The 19,262-nt window shown below is 67.6% G+C and carries 21 protein-coding genes; 9 read left to right on the top strand and 12 right to left on the bottom strand.

Annotated features, from left to right (window positions below):
• Nucleotide 1: 1 nt before the first annotated feature.
• The 5 genes from ACIP5Y_RS01735 to ACIP5Y_RS01715 all read right to left on the bottom strand — a co-directional run bounded on the left by ACIP5Y_RS01735 (nt 2) and on the right by ACIP5Y_RS01715 (nt 5,193).
• A complete protein-coding gene (locus ACIP5Y_RS01735; RefSeq protein WP_400346642.1) occupies nt 2-1,003 on the bottom strand; it encodes a hypothetical protein in 1,002 nt (333 codons plus the stop codon).
• Complete coding sequence (locus ACIP5Y_RS01730) at nt 1,000-1,362, bottom strand: RidA family protein (protein ID WP_400346640.1); 363 nt, start codon at nt 1,360-1,362, stop codon at nt 1,000-1,002. The genes ACIP5Y_RS01735 and ACIP5Y_RS01730 overlap by 4 nt, the downstream gene beginning before the upstream one ends.
• Complete coding sequence (locus ACIP5Y_RS01725; protein WP_400346638.1) at nt 1,359-2,456, bottom strand: alpha-hydroxy acid oxidase; 1,098 nt, start codon at nt 2,454-2,456, stop codon at nt 1,359-1,361. Before ACIP5Y_RS01725 ends, ACIP5Y_RS01730 begins: the two co-directional genes overlap by 4 nt.
• Nucleotides 2,453-3,877, bottom strand: a complete 1,425-nt coding sequence (locus ACIP5Y_RS01720) for an amino acid permease (protein WP_400346637.1) — start codon at nt 3,875-3,877, stop codon at nt 2,453-2,455. The genes ACIP5Y_RS01725 and ACIP5Y_RS01720 overlap by 4 nt, the downstream gene beginning before the upstream one ends.
• A 188-nt stretch (nt 3,878-4,065) precedes the next feature.
• Nucleotides 4,066-5,193 (bottom strand): hypothetical protein, encoded by a 1,128-nt coding sequence (locus ACIP5Y_RS01715; RefSeq protein ID WP_400346636.1) that lies wholly within the window; start codon nt 5,191-5,193, stop codon nt 4,066-4,068.
• A 158-nt stretch (nt 5,194-5,351) separates the two neighbouring features.
• Here ACIP5Y_RS01715 and ACIP5Y_RS01710 point away from each other — a divergent pair, with 158 nt between their 5' ends.
• The 4 genes from ACIP5Y_RS01710 (at nt 5,352) to ACIP5Y_RS01695 (ending at nt 7,351) form a co-directional block, all read left to right on the top strand.
• On the top strand, nt 5,352-5,933 hold the full coding sequence (locus tag ACIP5Y_RS01710; RefSeq protein WP_400346634.1) for a TetR/AcrR family transcriptional regulator: 582 nt from the start codon (nt 5,352-5,354) through the stop codon (nt 5,931-5,933).
• 104 nt (nt 5,934-6,037) lie between these two features.
• A complete protein-coding gene (locus tag ACIP5Y_RS01705; RefSeq protein WP_400346632.1) occupies nt 6,038-6,355 on the top strand; it encodes a hypothetical protein in 318 nt (105 codons plus the stop codon).
• Complete coding sequence (locus tag ACIP5Y_RS01700) at nt 6,352-6,771, top strand: hypothetical protein (protein WP_400346630.1); 420 nt, start codon at nt 6,352-6,354, stop codon at nt 6,769-6,771. Before ACIP5Y_RS01705 ends, ACIP5Y_RS01700 begins: the two co-directional genes overlap by 4 nt.
• Nucleotides 6,761-7,351 (top strand): TetR/AcrR family transcriptional regulator, encoded by a 591-nt coding sequence (locus ACIP5Y_RS01695; protein ID WP_400346628.1) that lies wholly within the window; start codon nt 6,761-6,763, stop codon nt 7,349-7,351. The genes ACIP5Y_RS01700 and ACIP5Y_RS01695 overlap by 11 nt, the downstream gene beginning before the upstream one ends.
• Before the next feature lie 6 nt (nt 7,352-7,357).
• Here the strand turns inward: ACIP5Y_RS01695 and ACIP5Y_RS01690 are convergent, their stop codons facing one another.
• Nucleotides 7,358-8,809 (bottom strand): APC family permease, encoded by a 1,452-nt coding sequence (locus tag ACIP5Y_RS01690; RefSeq protein ID WP_400346627.1) that lies wholly within the window; start codon nt 8,807-8,809, stop codon nt 7,358-7,360.
• Between the two features lie 114 nt (nt 8,810-8,923).
• Between ACIP5Y_RS01690 and ACIP5Y_RS01685 the strand changes: the two genes are divergently transcribed.
• Nucleotides 8,924-10,108 carry an ROK family transcriptional regulator gene (locus tag ACIP5Y_RS01685; protein ID WP_400346625.1) on the top strand — a complete coding sequence of 395 codons (1,185 nt, stop codon included), beginning with the start codon at nt 8,924-8,926 and terminating at the stop codon, nt 10,106-10,108.
• Nucleotides 10,109-10,162: 54 nt separating this feature from the next.
• Here the strand turns inward: ACIP5Y_RS01685 and ACIP5Y_RS01680 are convergent, their stop codons facing one another.
• Together ACIP5Y_RS01680 and ACIP5Y_RS01675 are read right to left on the bottom strand one after the other, a co-directional pair.
• Nucleotides 10,163-10,654 carry a hypothetical protein gene (locus tag ACIP5Y_RS01680; RefSeq protein ID WP_400346623.1) on the bottom strand — a complete coding sequence of 164 codons (492 nt, stop codon included), beginning with the start codon at nt 10,652-10,654 and terminating at the stop codon, nt 10,163-10,165.
• Nucleotides 10,655-10,957: 303 nt separating this feature from the next.
• Nucleotides 10,958-11,758 carry a hypothetical protein gene (locus tag ACIP5Y_RS01675; protein ID WP_400346621.1) on the bottom strand — a complete coding sequence of 267 codons (801 nt, stop codon included), beginning with the start codon at nt 11,756-11,758 and terminating at the stop codon, nt 10,958-10,960.
• A 395-nt stretch (nt 11,759-12,153) separates the two neighbouring features.
• Between ACIP5Y_RS01675 and ACIP5Y_RS01670 the strand changes: the two genes are divergently transcribed.
• Nucleotides 12,154-12,642 carry a hypothetical protein gene (locus ACIP5Y_RS01670; RefSeq protein WP_400346619.1) on the top strand — a complete coding sequence of 163 codons (489 nt, stop codon included), beginning with the start codon at nt 12,154-12,156 and terminating at the stop codon, nt 12,640-12,642.
• Nucleotides 12,643-12,713: 71 nt separating this feature from the next.
• Nucleotides 12,714-13,163: a hypothetical protein gene (locus ACIP5Y_RS01665; protein WP_400346617.1), complete on the top strand. Its 450-nt coding sequence runs from the start codon at nt 12,714-12,716 to the stop codon at nt 13,161-13,163.
• Nucleotides 13,164-13,187: 24 nt separating this feature from the next.
• On the opposite strand, the gene ACIP5Y_RS01660 is transcribed toward ACIP5Y_RS01665, so the two are convergent.
• Entirely contained in the window at nt 13,188-13,592 is a 405-nt protein-coding gene (locus tag ACIP5Y_RS01660; protein WP_400346615.1) for a hypothetical protein, read from the bottom strand.
• Nucleotides 13,593-13,754: 162 nt separating this feature from the next.
• Between ACIP5Y_RS01660 and ACIP5Y_RS01655 the strand changes: the two genes are divergently transcribed.
• A complete protein-coding gene (locus tag ACIP5Y_RS01655) occupies nt 13,755-14,354 on the top strand; it encodes a hypothetical protein (protein ID WP_400346613.1) in 600 nt (199 codons plus the stop codon).
• Between the two features lie 27 nt (nt 14,355-14,381).
• Here ACIP5Y_RS01655 and ACIP5Y_RS01650 read toward each other — a convergent pair whose 3' ends face one another.
• Both ACIP5Y_RS01650 and ACIP5Y_RS01645 read right to left on the bottom strand, forming a co-directional pair.
• Complete coding sequence (locus tag ACIP5Y_RS01650) at nt 14,382-15,395, bottom strand: NADP-dependent oxidoreductase (protein WP_400346611.1); 1,014 nt, start codon at nt 15,393-15,395, stop codon at nt 14,382-14,384.
• Nucleotides 15,396-15,425: 30 nt separating this feature from the next.
• Nucleotides 15,426-16,100 (bottom strand): TetR/AcrR family transcriptional regulator, encoded by a 675-nt coding sequence (locus ACIP5Y_RS01645; protein ID WP_400346609.1) that lies wholly within the window; start codon nt 16,098-16,100, stop codon nt 15,426-15,428.
• 563 nt (nt 16,101-16,663) lie between these two features.
• On the opposite strand from ACIP5Y_RS01645, the gene ACIP5Y_RS01640 reads away from it, so the two are divergent.
• Nucleotides 16,664-17,920, top strand: coding sequence for a lipopolysaccharide biosynthesis protein (locus ACIP5Y_RS01640; protein ID WP_400346608.1), 1,257 nt, complete (start codon nt 16,664-16,666; stop codon nt 17,918-17,920).
• On the opposite strand, the gene ACIP5Y_RS01635 is transcribed toward ACIP5Y_RS01640, so the two are convergent.
• On the bottom strand, nt 17,896-19,113 hold the full coding sequence (locus tag ACIP5Y_RS01635) for an Ig-like domain-containing protein (protein ID WP_400346606.1): 1,218 nt from the start codon (nt 19,111-19,113) through the stop codon (nt 17,896-17,898). The genes ACIP5Y_RS01640 and ACIP5Y_RS01635 overlap by 25 nt on opposite strands.
• Nucleotides 19,114-19,262: the final 149 nt, after the last annotated feature.

The following is a 19,262-nucleotide window of genomic DNA, read 5'->3' as shown; positions in this document are numbered from 1 at the left end:
GTCAGGCGCGTTCCAGGATGGTCGTGACCAGCATGGTGTGATCCTCCAGCCGGCGCTCGACCGACCAGCCCAGATCCGCGAACGCCTGCTCGTACTCGTGCCGCGTCCACAGCCGGACGCCGGTCACCGCGTGGTAGATCTCGTAGGTCGGCGAGAACCACGGCTGCTGCGTCCAGTTCGGGGCTTCCAGCAGGTAACCGTCGCCGATGACGAAGCGGCGCAGGTTGGGAAACCAGTCCATCCAGCCGCGCAGTACCGCGGCTATGCCATCACCGTCGCTGGCGAGCTGATGCAGCAGGAAGAACGACATGGCGGTGGTGACCGCGCCGCGGTCGACGGCCGCCAGCCAGGCGGGCGGTTCCGCGTCGGGCTGCACGGAACCGGCGAGCAGGGTGATGCGGTCGGACAGGCCACGGTCCGCGAGTTCGCTCGTCGCGGTGTCGATCACACCGTCCTCGATGTCCACGCCGAGGAAGCTCTCCTCCGGCGCCAGCCCGGCCAATGCGGTGACCCGGCCGGCGTCGGCGCAGCCGAGATCGATGGTGCAGCCCGGGATATCGGCCGCGATCGATCGCCCGATGGCCTCGAAGATCTCCGGCCGGCGGCGCGCGATATCGGTGCAGCCGCGCGCCACCTCGTCGGGTTCGGTTGCGGCGGGAATGTATTCGCGATGCGGATTGGCCGACAACTGCCGGAAGGTGGGTTCCCATCCGCGCACCGCGACCCGCACGAAGCCGCGATTCTTGCCGACATCGTGCCCGGTGTGGGTGAGGTGGTACCGGCGTCCGCGCCGGATCAGGAATCCGGCCCGCACCAGCCCGTCGGCGACGGTGTCCTGGATACCGGTGGTGGGTGCGATACTGTCGCCGCCCAGAAGGGTGACCCACCACCCCCAATCGTCGGCGGCGACAATGAGCTGACCGGCGGTCTGCCCTTCGATAACGTCTCTGATGGTGAAATCGCCAATGGCGGAATGCTGCACGAGCGGGGACACTGCGGTCATGATCGATCTTCCTGGGGTGCGGCGACGGCGATCGCCTGGATTTCGATGAGCAGCCCGTCGATGGGCAATGTGGTGACGGTGGTCGTCCGCGCCGGTGCGGCCGTCGGAAAACTGCTGCGGAACACGCTGTTCCAAGCTGGAAACCAGCACCGATCCGCGAGATAGCAATCGAGTTTCAGAATCAGGCCGCGGGAACTGCCCGCGGCGGCCAGAGCACTGTCGAGCTGCCGGAACACTTCCGCGGCCTGCTCGTCGAAGGAATCCGTAGTGGGGGCTAGGGTAACCGGGTCGACGGCCGCGAGACCGGACGTGAAGATCAACCCGGAACCACTGCGCGCCGAAGGGAATGGAGTACTCATGCGGCCGCCCGCAGAATACGGTCGCGGTCGATGTCCGCGATTGTGGCTGCGCCGGACAGGATCATGAGGGTGCGGAGTTCCTCGGTCAGGAGTTCCAGCACTCGGTCCACGCCGGGCTGACCGGCGGCGGCCAGGCCGTAGATGGCGGCGCGGCCGATGATCACGGCATCCGCGCCGAGGGCGAGCGCGAGGTAGATATCGCTGCCGGTCCGAATTCCGCTGTCCAGCAGGATCGGGACGCGCGGGCCGGCCGCGGCGCGGATGGCGGGGAGCATGTCGAGGCTGGCCGGGGCGGGATCCACTTGGCGGCCGCCGTGATTGGAGACGACCAGGGCGGATGCGCCGATGTCGAGAGCTCGTTCGGCCGCGGCGGGCGTCAGAATGCCCTTCGCGATCCAGGGCAGTTCGAACTGGCTCGCGGCAGTGGCGAGCTCGGCCCAATCCCACACCACGCCGCCGCGTTTGAGGAGTTGGCCGAAGACCTCCGCCACACCGGGTGCACCGTCTTCGCCGGTGAGATTGCCCGCGAAGTGGCGTTGATCGGGGTCGAAGCGGTTGCCCATGTTCCGGGTGCGAAAGCCGCCGACCGGGCAGTCCACGGTGACGCAGAGGGCCTCGAAGCCGAGCCGCGTCACGCGTTGCGCCACCAGCGCGGCGTGGGCGAAGGGATGTATCTGCGCGATGCGGGCCGCGCCGGGGGCGGCGGCCCGGACCTGTTGATAGGAGTAGCTTCCCGCCTCCGGGGCGATGGACAGGGCGCCCCGGGCCTGTGCGGCGCGGGCCACCGCGAGATGCCCGTCCGGGTGATACAGGGCGTCACCGCCGAACGGGGCGGTCAGGATCGGCGTCTCGAGTGACAGGCCGAGCAGTTCGGTGCGCGTGGACGGTGTTCCGACGCCGCTCATGGGTTCGGGCAGGATCCGCCAGCGGTCGAAGGCGGTCCGGTTCTCCCGCAATGTGATCTCCTTGCCCGCACCACCTTCCACGAAGTCGAAGACGTCCGCGGACAGCGCGCCCGCCGCCGCACGGTGGATTTCGTCGAGCGTGCCGAAGGCGACGCGAGTGGGGTAGAAGCTGTCCAGCTGGGCGGTCACGCAGCACCTCCGGCAATGGGTTCTCCCGCGATGGCGACCGCGGGAGCGGTCCTGGTTATCGAATGACGCCTGCCGTATCCGAGGTAGAGCGCGATCCCCGCGGCACTCCAGACCACGAACCGCACCCAGGTGAGCGCCTCGAACGTGGTTGCCAGCCAGATGCATCCGCCGATGGCGAGCAGCGGCACGAACGGCATCAGCGGCGTCCGGAACGGCCGCGCCCGATCCGGATCGGTGCGGCGCAGAATGAGCACGCCCAGCGCCACGATGAGGAAGGCGAACAGCGCCCCGATATTCACCAGCTCGGCGACGGTGTCGATGTTCAGCAGCCCGGCCACCACCGCGACCACCGCACCGATCACCAGGCTCAATCGCACGGGGGCGCCGCGGGAGTTGGTGCGGCACAGCGACTTCGGCACCATGCCGTCCCGGCTCATGGCGAACACCAGCCGGGTCTGCCCGTAACACACCATCAGCAGTCCCTTGGTCAGCGCGATCACCGAGGCCACCAGGATCACCTTGCCGATCCAGCCCGCCCCGATGGCGGCCAGCGCGGTCGCGACCGGCGCGGCATTGTTCAGGCTGGAATACGGTGCGACACCGGTCAATACGGCACTCACCGCGACATACAGCGCGGTGGCGATGACGACCGAGCCGATCATGCCCCACGGCAGATCCCGCCGCGGATTGCGCGTCTCCTCGGCGGAGGTGGCGACGATATCGAACCCGAGGTAGGCGAAGAACGCCAGCGCCGCCCCGGCCGCGATCCCGTGCACACCGAACGGCAGGAACGGCGACCAGTGCCCCGCGTGCAGATGCGGCGCTCCGATCACCACCACCAGCGCCAGCACGCCGATCGTCAATGCCACCAGTGTTTTCACCACGACCGCCGCGATTTTCACCTCGAAAACCAGCACGACGACCAATGCGGCGACAATCAGCACCGCCGGCAGATTCACCACCCCGCCGCTGCCCGGACCCGCCGTAATGGCCTTCGGTAACGTCACCCCGAACAGTGAATTCAGTGCCGCACCGAATAATCCGGACCACCCGATGGCAATGGCGGAGGCCGCCACCGCGTATTCGAGCAGTAGATTCCAGCCCACCAGGAAAGCCGGGATCTCACCCATGGTGGTGCGCGTGTAGGTGTAGGCGCTGCCGGATACCGGCGTCATCGACGCGAGTTCGCTGTAGCACAGCGCCACCAGCACGCAGATGGCTCCGGCCAGCACGAACGACAGCATGATGGCAGGCCCGGCCTTGGTGGCCGCGGCCACGCCGGTGGTGACGAAAATGCCCGCGCCGACAATGGATCCCACGCCCATGGCGATGAGGTCGAGCCGGGTCAGACTGCGTTTGAGGGAGCCGTCGGCCACGGGCGGCGTGGCCGCGGAGGAACCGATTCGGGTGGGTGCTGCCATTTCTGGAATCCATTCACGGGGAAGGAATTTCGGTTGTATGCATTCCAGTGAAGCGGCCGCAGTTTGTGTTCCGGTGAACTCACGTAACGAGTCGGTTTCGTCGATTTCCGAATTAACCTGGGATGGTGGCAATATCGGCGCACGCGAATTCCGCGCGAGGGATCCTCGCGCGAAATGTGTACGGCGAATTATGCGATTGTGGAGATCCGATCGGGGTTGGCGTCCGCGGCGCGCGTCATTGCGCGCCGACGGACGAGGGTGGTGGCCACCGCCACCGCGAGCAGCACGACCGCGGCGGCCAGTACCGCATCGCGCATCGATCCGAGGTTGGCGATGACGCCCAGGCCGACGGTGGTGACGGCGGCGCACAGGTACGCCACCGTCGCGAATCGTGAGGAGGCCCGGGCATGCTGATCGGGAGGCGTTGCGGCACTGACGATCCGGAGTCCCGAGCGATACGCGATGCCCTGCCCGAACCCGGCCACCACGCCGCCGGAAAGCAGCAGCGGCAGGCTCGGCAGCCAGGACACGGCCGCCGCGATGAGAACTCCCGCGATGATGATCGCCTGCGCCGAAACAGGTTCGGCCGGCAGGGCATTCGGTGGGAGCAGCTGTTGCGCCAGCCAAGCGCACACCAGGTAGAGCGTCACCGGCAGCGCCAGCAGGGTGAGATTGGTGGTCTTCAACAGTTCCGCCCCGTAGCTGGGCAGCAGCGCGACCACCAGCCCCGCCGAAACCCATGCGGCAATTCCACTGAGGTACCCGGCAATTCGCGGTTCGTCGGCAGTCTGCCGCGCGACCGGATGGCGTCCCGCGGTGCTCGGCCGGACCGTGCGATCCGCCAGCACGGCGAGCGCGATCAGACCGAGGAGCGCCGCGTGCGCAAGGTACACCGTGACGCCGGGCGCGGGCAGATACTGTGCGACCGCCGCGGCGGCAACCGTGCCGAGCGCGGAACCGAGGACGGTCGCCGCGGCCAGCGCGGTCCGCCCGCTCTCCCCGCGCCGCTCCAGGATCAGCCCTGCGAGCGAGCCGGTCACCAATCCCACCGACAGCCCCGCGCACACGCGCGCGATGGTCACCGGCCAAGCCGAATGCGCCGCGGCCATTCCGGCATCCGCCGCGATGCCGAACGCACTCCCGACGCCGATCCGCCACCACCATCCCTGCCGCGCGCGTGGTGTTCCCAGCAGCGACAGGGTAGGTGTCAGCGCGAACAGGTAGGCCGCGAAGATCACCGTGATGAGCAGTGGCGCGAGCCCCCAGGCATGCCGGTAGTACGGCATCATCCCGGTGGCCAGATTGGGTTGCGCCATGATCAGAACCAACAGTGCGCCCGGTGCCGCGGCTCGCATCCCGCCCCCTAACTGAGGAGATCTTCTCTGTTAGAGCATAGTTAAATGAGAAGAACTTCTCTACTCGAGCACTGCCGGTCGGCGCGGAGTCGGGTTCCCGCAGGATGGAGGATGTGCCCGTGAACACCCGCAGCGACGCCCAGCGCAGCCGAGTGCTGCTGGTCGACGCGGTCCAGAGCCTCCTGCACGCCGGCCGCGTCGGCTTCTCCATCCCCGAACTGGCCGCCGAGGCGGGCGTGGGCGTGGCCACGGCCTACCGTCATTTCGCCACACCGCAAGACGCCATGCAGGCCTTCCATCGCCGAGCCATAGAGCAGCTCCTCGAAGCCCTGACCGCCCTGGATCCGGACCCCGACCCCGTCCGCCGCTTCCACGACTGCTGCACCACCTGGATCGAGCAGGCCATGCAATGGGGCCCCGCCGTCCGCTACGTCCGCAGCAGCAAGGGCTTCATCGAACGCCTCTCCGCCGGTGACGAATCCATCGTCGCCATGCACGACACCCTCGCCGCCATCCTCGAATCCCTGTCCCGCGCAGGCAAAACCACCGAGTACGACCTCACCTACGCGGTCCTACTCTGGATCACCATCTTCGACGAACGCGTCATCTACGACCTCACCGAACACCGCTCCTGGACCGCCCCTCAGGTGGCCGATCATCTCACCCGGGCGGTGGCCGGAGCCCTCGGGATCGCCATGTGAATTTGGGGGTTGTCCACCGACCCCGCTTGGGTATCATACGAACGTATTAGAGATTGAACGGCCTTGTTCGGCATGTTCAATACGTTCGTATGGAGGGTGGGAAGATGTTCGGATTGCTGGATCTGCTGGGCTTGCTGGCGCCGGTCGCGGGTGCTGCGCTGGCGGTCTTCTATCGGCGGCGGCTCGGCGGGGCGTTTCCGTTCGCGCTGCTGGCCTCGGTATTCGCGCTCATCGCGTCCGGGATCGCGATGGTGTCGGATCGGGTTCGGTGGTTCGGCGGTGGCGCCGAGGGGATCGTCGAACGGATGGAAATCGGTGCGGGACTGCGGAATCTGTTCCTCATCGCGGCGTGGGTGCTGCTGCTGGTCGCCATCGCGCGGTCGCGGGGGACCGCGGCGCCGGGAGCCGGGGTGCGGCGATGAGCGGGACCACGCTGTTCTCGGTGAGTGAGGTCGTGGTGGTGGTGCTCGCCGTGGGCACGATTCTGTTCGGTGCGCGATTGGCCCGGCGGCATCCCGCCGCGGGGTGGGCGACGGTGGCGGGTGCGCTGGTCTGGCTGGTCGCCGAGGGCGTGCACTGGCTGCAGGCGGACGCGATCATGCCGCGGTTGGCGGGCGAAGGGCACGGCGGGCTGCGGGTGATCGTCAGCATGCTGGGCGAGGCGGTGTATTTCGGGATCGGCGGGATCGGCATACTGCTGCTGTTCTTCGCGACGGTCGTCGATCGTGCACCCCGCGCCGACGGGCGCCCCGAACCGGCGGTCATGGCGCGTCAGGTGCTCACGCAGGCCTGGCGCTACTACAACAGCCGCAATCAGGGAAGGCGAAATGGCCGCTAGCAGAGCCACACCCGATAAAGCCGAGCGTCGCACCCAACTGCTCGAGAGTCTCGCCGACGCCATCGCCGAATCCGGTATCGAGGGTGTCAGCATCCGCGATCTGGCCGCCCGCGCCGGCGTCTCCATCGGCACCGTCCAGTACTACTTCTCCACGAAAACCGAACTCCTGCTGGCCGCCTGGCACCACGTCAGCGCCCAGGCCGGCGAGCGCTACCGGCAATCCGGCATCGCCGACCTCCCCGCTCCCGAACAACTGCTGAGCTTCAGCGAACTCCTCATCTCGCCGACGCCGGAACACCGCCTCTCCCACGTCTGGCTGGCCCTGGTCTCCCGCGCCGCCCACGACCCCGAGATCGCCGCCCTGCACCGCGCCCAATGGCAATCCACCGCCGACCTCCTGTCCCGCATCCTCACCGGCGCCAACCCGGCCCGCGAACCCGAATCCGCCGACGCCGCAACCGAACTCCTCGCCCTCCTCGACGGCCTCTCCATCTCCGTCCTCACCGAACCCACCCGCGTAACCCCCGAACGCGCCCGCCGCATAGCCCGCACCTGGGTCCGCACCTGGCTGGACGGCTGAGGTCGATCAGGGCGCAGGGGTTTCTTCGGGTTGGGGGAGGGTGAACTCCTCGTGGATTTCCTTGGGGCCGAAAGGCCAGATCTTTTCGAGGCGGGACCAGATGGCGAAGGAGATCAGGCCCAGGGCTACCCAGGCGAGGGACCATTCGATGGGGTGGATGCCGGGGTTGGCTTTGTCGGCGTAGCAGTAGATGACCGCCCAGCCGATCGCCGCGATCACCAAGGGGAGGGGGAAGAGGAGCATGCGGTAGGGGCGGGAGAGGGTGGGCTGGCGGCGGCGGAGGATCAGGAGGGCCGCTATCTGGGCGAAAGACTGGACTATGACCATGACCGTCGTCAGGAGGGCGATGAGGACGGTCAGCGGGGGATGGGTGGCGGAGGTGCCGACGTGGCGGGCCAGGACGAAACCCGCCGCGGTGATCGCGCCCATGACCAGGAGGCCGAGGACCGGGAAGTCGTGGCGGGGGTGGAGTTTGGCGAAGGAGCGGAAGAAGACCTTGTCGCGGGCGGCGTCGAAGGGGACTCGGGAGCCGCCGAGGAGACCGGTGACGACCGAGGCGAAGGCGGTGATGAGGATCAGGACCGTGACCACGTCGGCCGCGCCCTTGCCGAGCGTCTTCTCGAGGACCGCGGAGGCGACCGACTGGGAGGCGACATTGTTCGGGTCGAGCATGTCGTGCCAGGGGATCACGCCGAGGACGCCGATCTGCATGCCCAGGTAGATCACCATGACGGCGAGGATGGAGTACACCACCGAGCGGGGCAGGACCCGGCCCGGATCCTTCAGTTCCGCACCGAGATACGCGGTGGTGTTGTAACCGAGGTAGTCGTAGATGCCGATGGTGAGGCCGGAGGCGAAGCCCAGCCAGAAGGAGCCGTGACCGAGGTCGACGGCGTGGGCGGGCCAGGTGAAGGCCATACTCGGATGGAAGTGGGTGAAGGCGGCCAGGATCACCGCGACCACCGACACGATCATGACCGCCCACATGACCACGGTGATGCGGCCGATGCTCTCCACGCGCCGCCACAGCAGCAATACCACCAGCGCGACCACGGCCAGGCCGACGATATCGCCCTGCCCGGTGGTCATGGACGGCCACAGATAGGTCAGGTACTGCACCAGCCCCTGCACACCGGTCGACATGATCAGCGGAATGAAAAGTATTGCGGTCCAGACGAACAGGAACGGCATGAGCCGTCCGCTGCGATACTGGAAGGCCTCGCGCAGGTAGATGTAGGTGCCGCCGGCGCCGGGCATGGCCGCGCCCAGTTCGGCCCACACCAGCCCGTCCGCCAACGCGAGCACGGCGCCCGCTAGAAACCCGATGACGGCCTGTGGTCCGCCGAAGGCGGCGACCATGAGCGGGATGGTGACGAACGGGCCGATGCCGACCATCTGACTCATATTGATGCTGGTGGCCTGGAACAGGCCGATGCGGCGGGGAAGCGGGCCGGACATGGCGTCCTCCGGAAAGCACTGGTGCGTATGGATTTCGTAAAGTTAAATTCCTTTACTATCTCAGTCAAGGGGTGGCGCCGATTGTTTACAGTCGGCACGGCAGGATGGCAGGCGATGGACGAACTCCCTTGGAACCGGCAGCGTTTGCGCAGCAACAACGAGTGGCTGCTGCTCGAGCAACTGCGCACCGCAGGGCCCTGCTCGCGCGCGCAGCTGGCCCGCGACACCGGACTGTCCAAGCCGACGGTGTCCAGTGCCCTTGCCGAGCTACAACAACACGGCCTGGTCCGTGAGGTCGGCACCGTCGCCCCCGGGCGCGGGCGCACGGCCGTTCTGTACGAGCCCGACCCCACCGCCGGGTATGTGCTCGGCATCGATGTGGGCCGCGCCCGCCTGCGCATCGCCGTGGCCGATATGTCCGGAAAGGTGCTGTCCCGCAAGGATGTCGCGAACCGCGCCCGCACCGCGACTTCGCTCGCCGAGGTGGTCGCGGGCGCGGTGAACGAGACCCTCGCGGCCGTCGACGTCCCCGCCGAGCGAGTCGTGCACGCGGTGCTCGGCAGTCCGGGCGTCTTCGACCCCGAGGACGGGCGGGTGCACTACGCCGTCAACCTCCCCGGCTGGGGCCGCGCCGGCCTGCTCACCGAGATCCGCGAAAGACTCGGCGGCCCGGAGCTTTCCATGCACAATGACGCGAACCTCGCCGCCCTGGGCGAATACGCGTTCGGCGCGGGCCGTGAGAGCCGCCTGTTCGTCTACGTCCTGGTGGGCACCGGTCTCGGCGTGGGAATCGTCTCGCACGGCGAACTTTTCACCGGAGCGCACGGCGCGGCCGGCGAGGTCGGCTTCCTCCCCGCCGCCTTCGGCGACCCGGCGGCAGGCTCCTCCCGCCGCGGCGCACTGGAAGAGGCCGTCTCGGCCGACGCGGTCGTCCGCGCGGCCCGTGAGCGCGGCATGAGCGGACGCCTCACGGCCAAACGCGTTTTCGACGCGGCCCGGGCCGGCGACCCGATCGCCGCCACGGTGGTGCGCGAGGAAGGCGAGCGCATCGCACTGGTCGTCGCCGCGGTCACCGCCGTACTCGATCCCGACGTGATCGTGGTCGGCGGCGGCCTCGGCGGCAGCGCGGACCTTCTGCTCGACCAGGTCCGCGCCGCCCTGCAACGCACCACCCCGCTGCGCCCGGCCGTCTCACCCAGCGAATTGGGCGATGACGCAGTCCTCTTGGGCGCGATCGCCACCGCCCTCCGCGTGGCCCGCCCGCAGGTTTTCGACCGCCGCACCCCCACCGGCCGCTAACTGTCCGAGCGAACAGTCAGCGGCCCACCGGGTTCTGCCTATGCCGAATGTTCGCTAGGCCAACGGCATGGTGGCGGTGTTGGAGTGGTCGATGTATTCGGTGCGGAGCAGTTGGTGTGCGTGCCCGAGTTCGGCGATGGCCTGCCGCCAGCGGGAGTCGGATTCCCCGGAGTAGGGGTGCCGGCCCACGGACAGCAGGGCGCGCGTGGCGGCCGTGGCGTGGTTCGCCACCGCCAGCAGCGCGGGGATGGGGGCGGCGGTGGTGTGGCCGGCCAGGTCGCGGATGCGGGTGTGCAGGGCCGCGGCGTATTTGGCGGCCTGGTCCAGCGGATCGAGCTCGCTGGGGTCGGCGGGGGTGCCGGTGCGGGCGCGCTGCAGTTCGGTGCTGATGCAGCGATGCAGTGCGGTGAGGAGGGCGGCATGTTCGGCTTCGGGGGTGAGCGCCGCGTTCTCGGCGTCGAGCGCGGGGAATTGGTCGGTGCGGAACTGGTCGGTCTCGATGTGCAGCAGTGCCAGTACGGCACGCAATTGTGCGATGGTGACCACGTCTAGGCCTCTTCTGGAGTGGTGGTTCGGGGTGCTGGGGACGCCTCTTGTCACCGGCCTCCGGTAGCCGTGAACCCTCGACACGGCTACCGGCGGCAGGAAGTTTGCCACGACTTCACTACAACCTGGGTACGACTCGACCGCATGGCATGAAATGTCAGTTGATGAGTTCCCGACCGCGCGAGAAGCAATCGTGCAGCATTCAAAAAAGCCCCCGTCCGGACGGGAATTCCGTCCGGACGGGGGCCTGGGTCGTATGCGACCCGATGCTCCAATGTCACTACTTCGAGAAGCGCAATGGCGTCAGTACATCACGACGTGCAATAAGGCGACGCCCGCGGTGAGCGCCGCGCCGCCGACGGTCCAATTGGTGCCGGCGGGCTGGGTGCTGAGTACCACCACGGCGTACCGCAGCGGATCGAAGGACGGACCGACCAGGCCGGTCGTATCGAGCGTGGTGCTGGCGTCCATATCCATCCAGCCCTGTTTGACCGCCCAGGTATAGCCGGGGAAGGCATCGGGAATACCGAAATACTGGTTGGTTCCGTCTGCCGCGGTCGCGGTGGCGCCACGCAGCGCGTTCATGATCAGATCCCGCGACGGCTCCGGCACCGAATTCTCGATGTACTGGTAGATCGTCACGACATCCCGTGGCGTGGTGAGCGTTTCACCCCACTCCCCGTCATCGCCGGGCGCGGTGGTGCCGCTCAGCCCGATCAGGCCGATCATGCGATTGACGATGTCATCGGAACCGTTCTGTACCCACAGATCATCGGCGATATCGTCATCGCTGGTGGACAGCATCTGCTGGATCTGACCCGAGGTGCCCGGATCCGGCTGCCAGTTCTGGCTTTTCAGCGCGTCGATGGCGATGAGCAGCTTGACCACGGACGCGGTGTAGAACTGCTGACCCGAATTGAGGTCGGCGACAGTGTCTCCCGTGCGCATATCGACCACGTCGATGCCCGCGGTGGTGCCCGGCGAGATCGCCTGGATGGCGCCCTGCATCTGCTGCGCGAGGGTGGCGGCCGAAACCTGTGCCTGCCCAGGGCTTATCGGCGGTGTCGCGATCTCCGGAACGTTCGCTACGGCGGTATTCGGCAAGTTGACGCCTCCTTGATCGTGGTTGTGCACGACGGCGGATGCCTGTGGTGATGCGATCAGCGCCACGGTGGTGGCGGTGGCAAGGCAACTGGTTGTGACCCACATCCACCGCGGTCGCGGTAAACGGGCCTTAATTCGGGTCATAACCAATTAATTGGCATCAAGCTCGAGACCTGGAGGCTTCGTACCTGTCAGTTTTCTGTAAATGATCGCCCTTTCTGATCTCGGTTCAGCTTCGATCTGAAAGAGCTATCGTTCAGCGAACTAGCATCACTGGTGGGTCGGGATTTATCCCGATGGAGACAGTGATGAAAACAAGTCGAGAAGCTCTCCGGAAAGCCCTCGTAAAGTGCCTAGCTCCCGTGGGAATTGGCGCTCTCATCTCCCTTGTGCCAGTGATCGCACCGATCGCCCAAGCCGATACCGACTACGGCGGCGGTTGCGTCCTGTACACGAACAACATTGCAGCAACAGTGGATTCGCTGCGTTTCCGATGTGACCCCGGACAGCAGGACGCCCTCTTCCGCGACGCCCCGCGCGGCGATGTACCCGTCGGAACCATGGACGGCTGGGTGATAAGCCCCCGCGACATGCAGTCGTGGACGCCCGCGGTGTGGATCGGCAAGTCGTTCTACACCGGTCCCGGCGGCGGCTACCTACTGAACCGCGTCACCCCGGCCGGCATCGAGGCGTGGCCCGCCAATGTCTACTCCGGGCCGTCGGTCCTGGACGGGCAGCCCGCCTGGATCCTGGACTACGCGCCCTCGCCGACCCCGCAGCTGATCGACGAGATCCGGGAGATCACGCCCGGCGTCTGGTTCGGCTACTCGTACCAGCGCGGACCGGGCGGATACGCCTACCAGCTGAGCTTCGCCCTGGCCTGAGCCCGAATCCGGGTCGGCCTCCGGGAGAACCCGGAGGCGCGAGAACACCTGTGCCGCATAGGTTCGACAGCATGCCCACCACTGCGAAGCCACCCACCGTCCCCGCCTATGTGAACTGGATCGTGCTGCGCATGCTGCACTCGCCGCTGCATCCGATCTTCAGCAAGACCCTCATGGAGATGACCCTGACCGGCCGCAAGTCCGGCAAGCAGTACACCGTCGTGGTCCGCTACCTGCGCGACTTCGACGACATCGTCTGCTTCACCGACAGCAAATGGTGGCTGAACCTGCGCGGCGGCGCTCCCGTGGAGATGCTGATCGCCGGGCGCACCGTCCCCGGTACGGCCGTCGCGGTGACGGACCGTACGACGGTCACCGCGGCCCTCGCCGAATTCCTGGACAGCACGCCCGGCGATGCGAAGTACTACGGCGTCCGCCGCAACCCGGACGGCACACCCATCGCCGATGACATCCGCGCCGCCGCCGAATACACGACCATGGTCCGCATCACCCCCAGCTGAGGCGAAGGGGGTGCGGGGCGGCGTTCAGTTCGTGCGGTACACCTTGCGGGCGGTGGTGAGCAGCGGGATCTGCAGCGGGAGACGCAGCAGCGCAACGGCTTTGACGGGAGCGGGGCGATCGCTGGCCAGGTAGTCCCGGGCCATCTGCAGATTGCCGGGGAAGACGGCGAGGAAGAGCAGGAAGGCGAGTCGGCCGCCGAGGCCGCGGGTGCGGCGCGGCAGGAGCAGCGCGCCGGCGGCGAGCTCGACCACGCCCGAGGCGTAGGTGTAGGTGCGGGGTTCGCCGGGAAGTTCCGGCGGGATGATGTCATCGAAGAACTTGGGTGCGACGAAATGGACTGTGCCCATACCCAAGAGGAGCGCGGACAGGGCGAGAGCCCGCGGCCGGGCGCTCTGCGGTGTGGAGTTCGGGGCCGGATCTGCTGCCATCGCTGCATCGTAGCCGTCGGCCATCCGGTACAGCAGGGGCCGCCCGGCGAATTCCGCAGCGGCCGGACGGAATTGGCCGACCCGGCGATTCGCGGCACGCCGCGCCGCCGTGGGTTCTTCGAAGTGAATATTAAATCGGCGTTACGTGCCTACCATCTACGCATGTCAGCCACGCAAGACGGCTCGACGATGATCGAGGGCCGGGTCGTGCGAAAGACGTCCAGCGCCCTGCAGCTCACCTTCCACAGCGGGCCCGGGCACCCGCTGGCGGTGGCGGTGCGGGGCACGGACCGTCATCGGATCACCTACGCCGACGGATCGGTGGTGTGGGTGCGATCCAGTGATGTCGCGGCCACGGTGCTCAGCCGCGGCGACGGCAGCGCGATCGGCACCATCGCCCTGGCCGACACCTCGACCGCCGTCGGGTCCACCGCCGGAACCCTTTTCCATTTCGTCCCCGATCCAGAGGAGCCCGCGACTCCGGAAATGTTCCACCTGCGCCTGCTCGACCGCATGGGCGCGGAGATCGGCCGCCTGGACGTGGTGCGCACGGTCCGCGGCTGGGCCCTGGGCCGCATCGCCAAGGAGCTCAACGACACCTACATCTGGTGGGACCGGGACGGGCAGCCGCTGCCCGTCCCCATCCTCGGCACCCGGCTGCTCATGAGCCGGCAGCTGGACCGGGTGGAGTGCGATGTCCTGCTCGGCGCCTGCGTGGACATCGCCCTCGGCTTGCGCCCGTATGTGGCGGCTATGCGATGAACCCGCGGGCGGGCGTGCGGTGCGCCCTCAGTCCGCGACCTTGATGACCAGCTTGCCCAGGTTCTTACCGGTCAGCAGGCCCTGGAAGGCCGCGACGGTGTTGTCGAGCCCGTCGACGACGTCTTCGAGGTAGACCAGCTGTCCGTCCGCGATCCACTGCGTGGCGGCGGCCTGGAATTCGGCTGCCTGGCCGAGGAATTCGGTCTGGATGAAGCCGCGGATGCTGAGGCTCTTGCGCAGGATGGTTCCCATGAGCATCGGCAGGCGATCCGGGCCTTCGGGCAGACCGGTCGCGTTGTAGTTGGCGATGAGCCCGCACACCGGAACCCGGGCGAACTTGTTCAACAGCGGCAGCACCGCGTCGAACACCGCGCCGCCGACATTCTCGAAATACACGTCGATACCGTCCGGCGTGGCCGCCGCGAGCTGCTCGGCGAAATCCGGGGCGCGATGGTCGATGGCCGCATCGAACCCGAACTTGTCCCGCAGCAGCGCCACCTTCTGCGGCCCGCCCGCGATGCCCACGGCCCGCGCGCCCTTGATCTTCGCGAGCTGCCCGACCGTGGCGCCGACCGGCCCGGTGGCGGCCGCGACGACCACCGTCTCGCCCGGCTTCGGCTGCCCGATGGTGAGCAGCCCCGAATACGCCGTGAAGCCGGGCATGCCCAGCACGCCCAGTGCGGTGGTGAGCGGCGCGGCGGCCGGATCCAGCTTGCGCAGGTAGTTCACGTACTCGACCGAATGCGTCTGCCACCCGCCGTAACCGAGCACGATATCGCCGGGTTGCAGTGCGGGATCGGTGGATTCGAGCACCCGGGACACGGTCGCGCCGCACATGGTCTCGTCGATCTGCACCGGCGGGGCGTAGGAGGGCGCATCGCTCATGCGGCCGCGCATGTAGGGGTCGAGGGACAGATACAAGGTCTGCAGCAGCGCCTGACCGGGCTGCGGGGGATCCAGTTCGGCGGTTTCGGTGCGGAAGTTCTGCGGTTCCGGCATGCCCGTCGGTCGGGATGCCAGGACGATGCGGGTGGTCTTCATCGTTGATACGACCTTTCGCTCGGCGACAGCTCATTCTGGAACATCGGCGCTCCAAGTATCGAAGCTGGTCATGATATGGCGGCGCACAATGCGCCAATCCGGGACCAGGCCCGCGGCGGAGGGCACCGAGGTGGTGAGCAGCACGCCCGCGATGGTGATGATGGTGATGCGCATCCAGTCGCGCGCGCCGGGCCGTTCGGCGAGTTCGCCGAGCACCTGCCGCGCCACCGAGAAGACGGTGTTCTCGATGTGCTCGACGAGATGTGCGACGGTGGCGGCCATTTCGGGATCGGTGCGGGCGGCGGCCAGGAATTCGAAGGCCACGCTCACCGGGGCCACCTGGGCGAGGGTCCACAGCTCGTCGACCAGCACGGCGACCCGTTCCCGATCCGAACCCGTGACCGTGGCACAGGTTTCGACGACCGCCTGCGCGGTCTGATCGGCCAGCCGGCGCAGGGCCGCGTCCAGCAGTTCGGCGCGGGTGGGGTAGTAGTGCTGCACCGCGCCCTGGCTCAGGCCGGCGCGTTCGGCGACGCCGCGCGTGGTGGTGGCGGCGTGGCCGTTCTCGATGAGGCTGGCGATGGTGGCATCGAGTACGGCGGTGCGGGTGTCCTCGCGCTGTTCGGCTCTGGTGCGGGCCACCCGTTCCCCCTTGCCGGGCTCGATAGCCCTGCCGCGCTTGATGTTTCCCGTCGTGACCGGCACCCGCCCACGATACCGTTCCGGCAACAGACCAGTCGCACGACTTGTGAAGTCGCCCGACTGGTCAATACCCTTGTCACACAGCCGAAAGCGAACACGACGAGGTGATCGGCCATGGCAACACAGGACATCCGGATCTGGCGACGCGGTCCGGCCCCCATTCCCGCCGGCTCCGGCGACAACCGTCCTGGACACCCTGCTACGCCTCACCCGACCGGCCATGCGCGCCTTCACCTTCCGCCCCTTCGGCGACGCCATGGCCCGCCGGGTAGCGGCCCCGACGCCCTCGCCACGAGCGCCCGTCGCATCCAGGCCCTCGCCGCCTGACATCCCCTCTAGGGACCCGCGACGCCCCGCGAGAGGGATCTGGTGGTGATGGCTTCTCGCGAAATGTCACCGCCATGTCCCGCTCGCGGGGCGGGGCGTATGGACTGGACGGTTGAATATGCTGGGGGATGGGGGTTTTCGGACAGGGATTGCGTTCGGGTAGCGGGGGTGTGGTCGCGGACGGGAGAATTCTCGGGTCTGGGCCGCAGCGTTCGTAGGGGTGTTCATTGTTCGATCGCTTGCGTGCGCGCGTCGCGTCCGACGGACTGCTGTCCGTGCTGCGCGATATCGGATTCGTCAGTCTCGGCAACTATGGGCAGTTCCTGGTCACCGCGGTGACCGTGCCGCTGACGGCGCGGATGCTGGGGGTGAACGGGGTCGGGCTGCTGGCCATCGGGATGTCGGCCTATTTCCTCGGGTCGCTGCTGGTGGATCTGGGGATCAATTCCTTCATGGCGGCGCTCATCGGCGAGGAGGGGCTGGACGAACTGCGGGGCAGTTACCTCGCGGTGCGGGCGGGCATCCTCGGGGTGATCGCGGTGCTGCTGCTGGCGGGGCTGGCCTTCGGGGCCGGCAGTCATCTGCGGATGATGCTGCTCGGCGCGTTCGTGGGTGGATTCCTGTCCATGTCGGAGGACTGGCTGCTGGTGGGACAGGCCAGATTCGGCGCATCCACGTCGTATCAGATTGCCGGGCGGGTCGCCTATCTCGGACTACTGGTCGGTCTGCTGCCGCGACTGCCGCATCCGGAGACCGTACTGGTGTGCCTGCTCGTCTCGTCGGTGGTGACCGTCGCGCTGACCTGGCGGGATTCCTGGACCAGGTACGGGCGCCCGGCGCGGCCGCGCAAGATCCGGTTGATCCTGCGCCGGGGGATTCCGGTGCTGGCCTCGCGGCTGCTGGTGACCAGTTACGGCCAGGGCACCGCCACCGTGTACTCGTCGGTGCTGGACGCGGCGTCGCTCGGACTGTATTCGTCCTCGGACAAACTGGTCCGTGCCGTGCAGTCCCTGCTCGACCCGATCGGCCTGGCCCTGCTCCCGCGCATGGCCCGCGAGCGCACCGACCCCCGCTTCCGCAGGCACGAAATGCGTGCGCTGGCAGCCTGTATCGGGGTGGCGGCCATCGCCGTGCTCGGGATCTGGGTGACCGCGCCACTGGCCGTGCACCTGATCTACGACGATGACTTCCGCGGCGTGGTCCCGCTGCTGCGACTCGAGGTTTTCATTCTGTTCGCCACGGCCACCAGCTCTTTCATCACCACCGCCATCCTGCCGGTGCGGCAGGACACCACCGGCATCATGATCGGCGCGGTGATCGGGACAGCGGTGGCGGCCACCGCATTGCTCCTCACCCTGCGCACCCACTCGGTGTGGACGCTGGCGTGGGGCACGGTGGCCGCCGAATTCTGTGTGGCCGCTTGGTATCTCGCGCGCACCGCCCAGCTGGCCGCGCGTGAGCGGACCCGGCGCTACGAGTTACCCGCCACCCACTGATCCCACGGCAGGGTCCAGTCGCCGTTCTGCCAGACCGCCAGCGCGGGTCCGCCGGTATTGCGGACCTCCACCACATCGCCGGGCAGTGACCAGTTGTAGAACCACGACGCATTGTCCTGATTGAGGTTCAGGCAGCCGTGCGAGGTGTCGGTATTGCCCTGCGCCCACACGGTGGTGTCGAGCTCGTGCAGGTAGATGCCGTCGGTACTGATCCGGGTGGCGTACGGGATGGCCTCCTTGTAGCCCAGCCGCGAATTGATCGGCAGGCCATAGCTGGAGGAGTCCATGATCACCGGATTGCCCTTGTCCATCACGGTGTAGACGCCGGGCATGGTGTAGAAGGAGAAGGTCTTGCCCGCGATGACCTCGGTGCCGCCCCGGCCCATGGAGGTGGGCATGGTGCGGACCAGGTTGCCGTTCTCGAAGACCTGCACCACATGGGTGTTGTCATCGGCGATCGACACGTGCGACGGGCCGATCACGAAATTGGTCTTGCTGTCCTCCTGGCCGAAGAGGCCGTTGCTGACCTCGGCGCCGTAGAGGTTGGCCGCCACGCTCACCTTGGTGCCGGGCTTCCAATACTCCTTGGGCCGCCAGTGCGCATTGCGATTGTCCAGCCAGTACCAGGCGCCCTCCACCGGCGGATCGGCGGTGACGACCAGTCGCTTCTCGGCGGCGGCGTGGTCGGTGATGTCCTCGTCGAAGTGCGCGACCACGACCATGCCGACGCCGTAGGTGCCGCCGTCGGCGATCGACTCGCCACCCGTGGTGTTCAGATACACCTTGGTCTGGTTGCCGGGCTTGATGGTGGTGAAGCTGGAGGTGACCGGCCCGATCGGGCCGGTCACGGCCATACCTTCGGCCTTGATGGTGTAGGTGCGCCCGTAGCCGAGCTGCTCGTTGGGCTTCCACGCCGTCTTGTCCGGCGTGAAGATGCCGTCGATGGCCTTGCCGTCCTCATTGGTCAGCGTGACCGAGGTCAGCACGCCACTCGAGGTCGTCACATTGACGGCCGCGGCCGGATCCACCTTGTCGGTGCCCTGCGCCGGGCTCACCGAAATGACCTGAGGCGCGGCCGCGGTGGTATCGATCGGTCCGGTCGGTATGGAGGATGACGAGCACGCAGCCAGCACCACCACCATCGCCACTAACCAACTCGCGGCGACGGAAGACCGAAAACGGCGGGGTGGCATTGGCTCTCCCTCCTGTAATCGCCGTGCGCCGCACTGCAGCACAGCATCTTGTTACTGCCCAGCCTAGTAGGTTACCTGGTCACCGCGGGTGTGCTCGCACACCCTGGTGGCGTACACACCCGCGACACGCCGATGCGCCGCGACGGATT

It is taken from the genome of Nocardia sp. NPDC088792, from assembly GCF_044750615.1.
In the GTDB taxonomy this organism is placed as follows: domain Bacteria; phylum Actinomycetota; class Actinomycetes; order Mycobacteriales; family Mycobacteriaceae; genus Nocardia.
Note: the sequence above shows the minus strand (reverse complement) of the source record. Positions and strands in the feature narration are given on the sequence as shown.

Bases quoted from the DNA above. Each gene is read 5' to 3' on its own strand.
- ACIP5Y_RS01715 (WP_400346636.1), bottom strand. From the start codon at position 5,193: ATGGCGCAACCCAATCTGGCCACCGGGATGATGCCGTACTACCGGCAT.
- ACIP5Y_RS01650 (WP_400346611.1), bottom strand. From the start codon at position 15,395: ATGAAGACCACCCGCATCGTCCTGGCATCCCGACCGACGGGCATGCCG.
- ACIP5Y_RS01700 (WP_400346630.1), top strand. From the start codon at position 6,352: ATGAGCGGGACCACGCTGTTCTCGGTGAGTGAGGTCGTGGTGGTGGTG.
- ACIP5Y_RS01660 (WP_400346615.1), bottom strand. From the start codon at position 13,592: ATGGCAGCAGATCCGGCCCCGAACTCCACACCGCAGAGCGCCCGGCCG.
- ACIP5Y_RS01685 (WP_400346625.1), top strand. From the start codon at position 8,924: ATGGACGAACTCCCTTGGAACCGGCAGCGTTTGCGCAGCAACAACGAG.
- ACIP5Y_RS01635 (WP_400346606.1), bottom strand. From the start codon at position 19,113: ATGCCACCCCGCCGTTTTCGGTCTTCCGTCGCCGCGAGTTGGTTAGTG.
- ACIP5Y_RS01705 (WP_400346632.1), top strand. From the start codon at position 6,038: ATGTTCGGATTGCTGGATCTGCTGGGCTTGCTGGCGCCGGTCGCGGGT.
- ACIP5Y_RS01730 (WP_400346640.1), bottom strand. From the start codon at position 1,362: ATGAGTACTCCATTCCCTTCGGCGCGCAGTGGTTCCGGGTTGATCTTC.
- ACIP5Y_RS01665 (WP_400346617.1), top strand. From the start codon at position 12,714: ATGCCCACCACTGCGAAGCCACCCACCGTCCCCGCCTATGTGAACTGG.
- ACIP5Y_RS01695 (WP_400346628.1), top strand. From the start codon at position 6,761: ATGGCCGCTAGCAGAGCCACACCCGATAAAGCCGAGCGTCGCACCCAA.
- ACIP5Y_RS01655 (WP_400346613.1), top strand. From the start codon at position 13,755: ATGTCAGCCACGCAAGACGGCTCGACGATGATCGAGGGCCGGGTCGTG.
- ACIP5Y_RS01735 (WP_400346642.1), bottom strand. From the start codon at position 1,003: ATGACCGCAGTGTCCCCGCTCGTGCAGCATTCCGCCATTGGCGATTTC.
- ACIP5Y_RS01720 (WP_400346637.1), bottom strand. From the start codon at position 3,877: ATGGCAGCACCCACCCGAATCGGTTCCTCCGCGGCCACGCCGCCCGTG.
- ACIP5Y_RS01690 (WP_400346627.1), bottom strand. From the start codon at position 8,809: ATGTCCGGCCCGCTTCCCCGCCGCATCGGCCTGTTCCAGGCCACCAGC.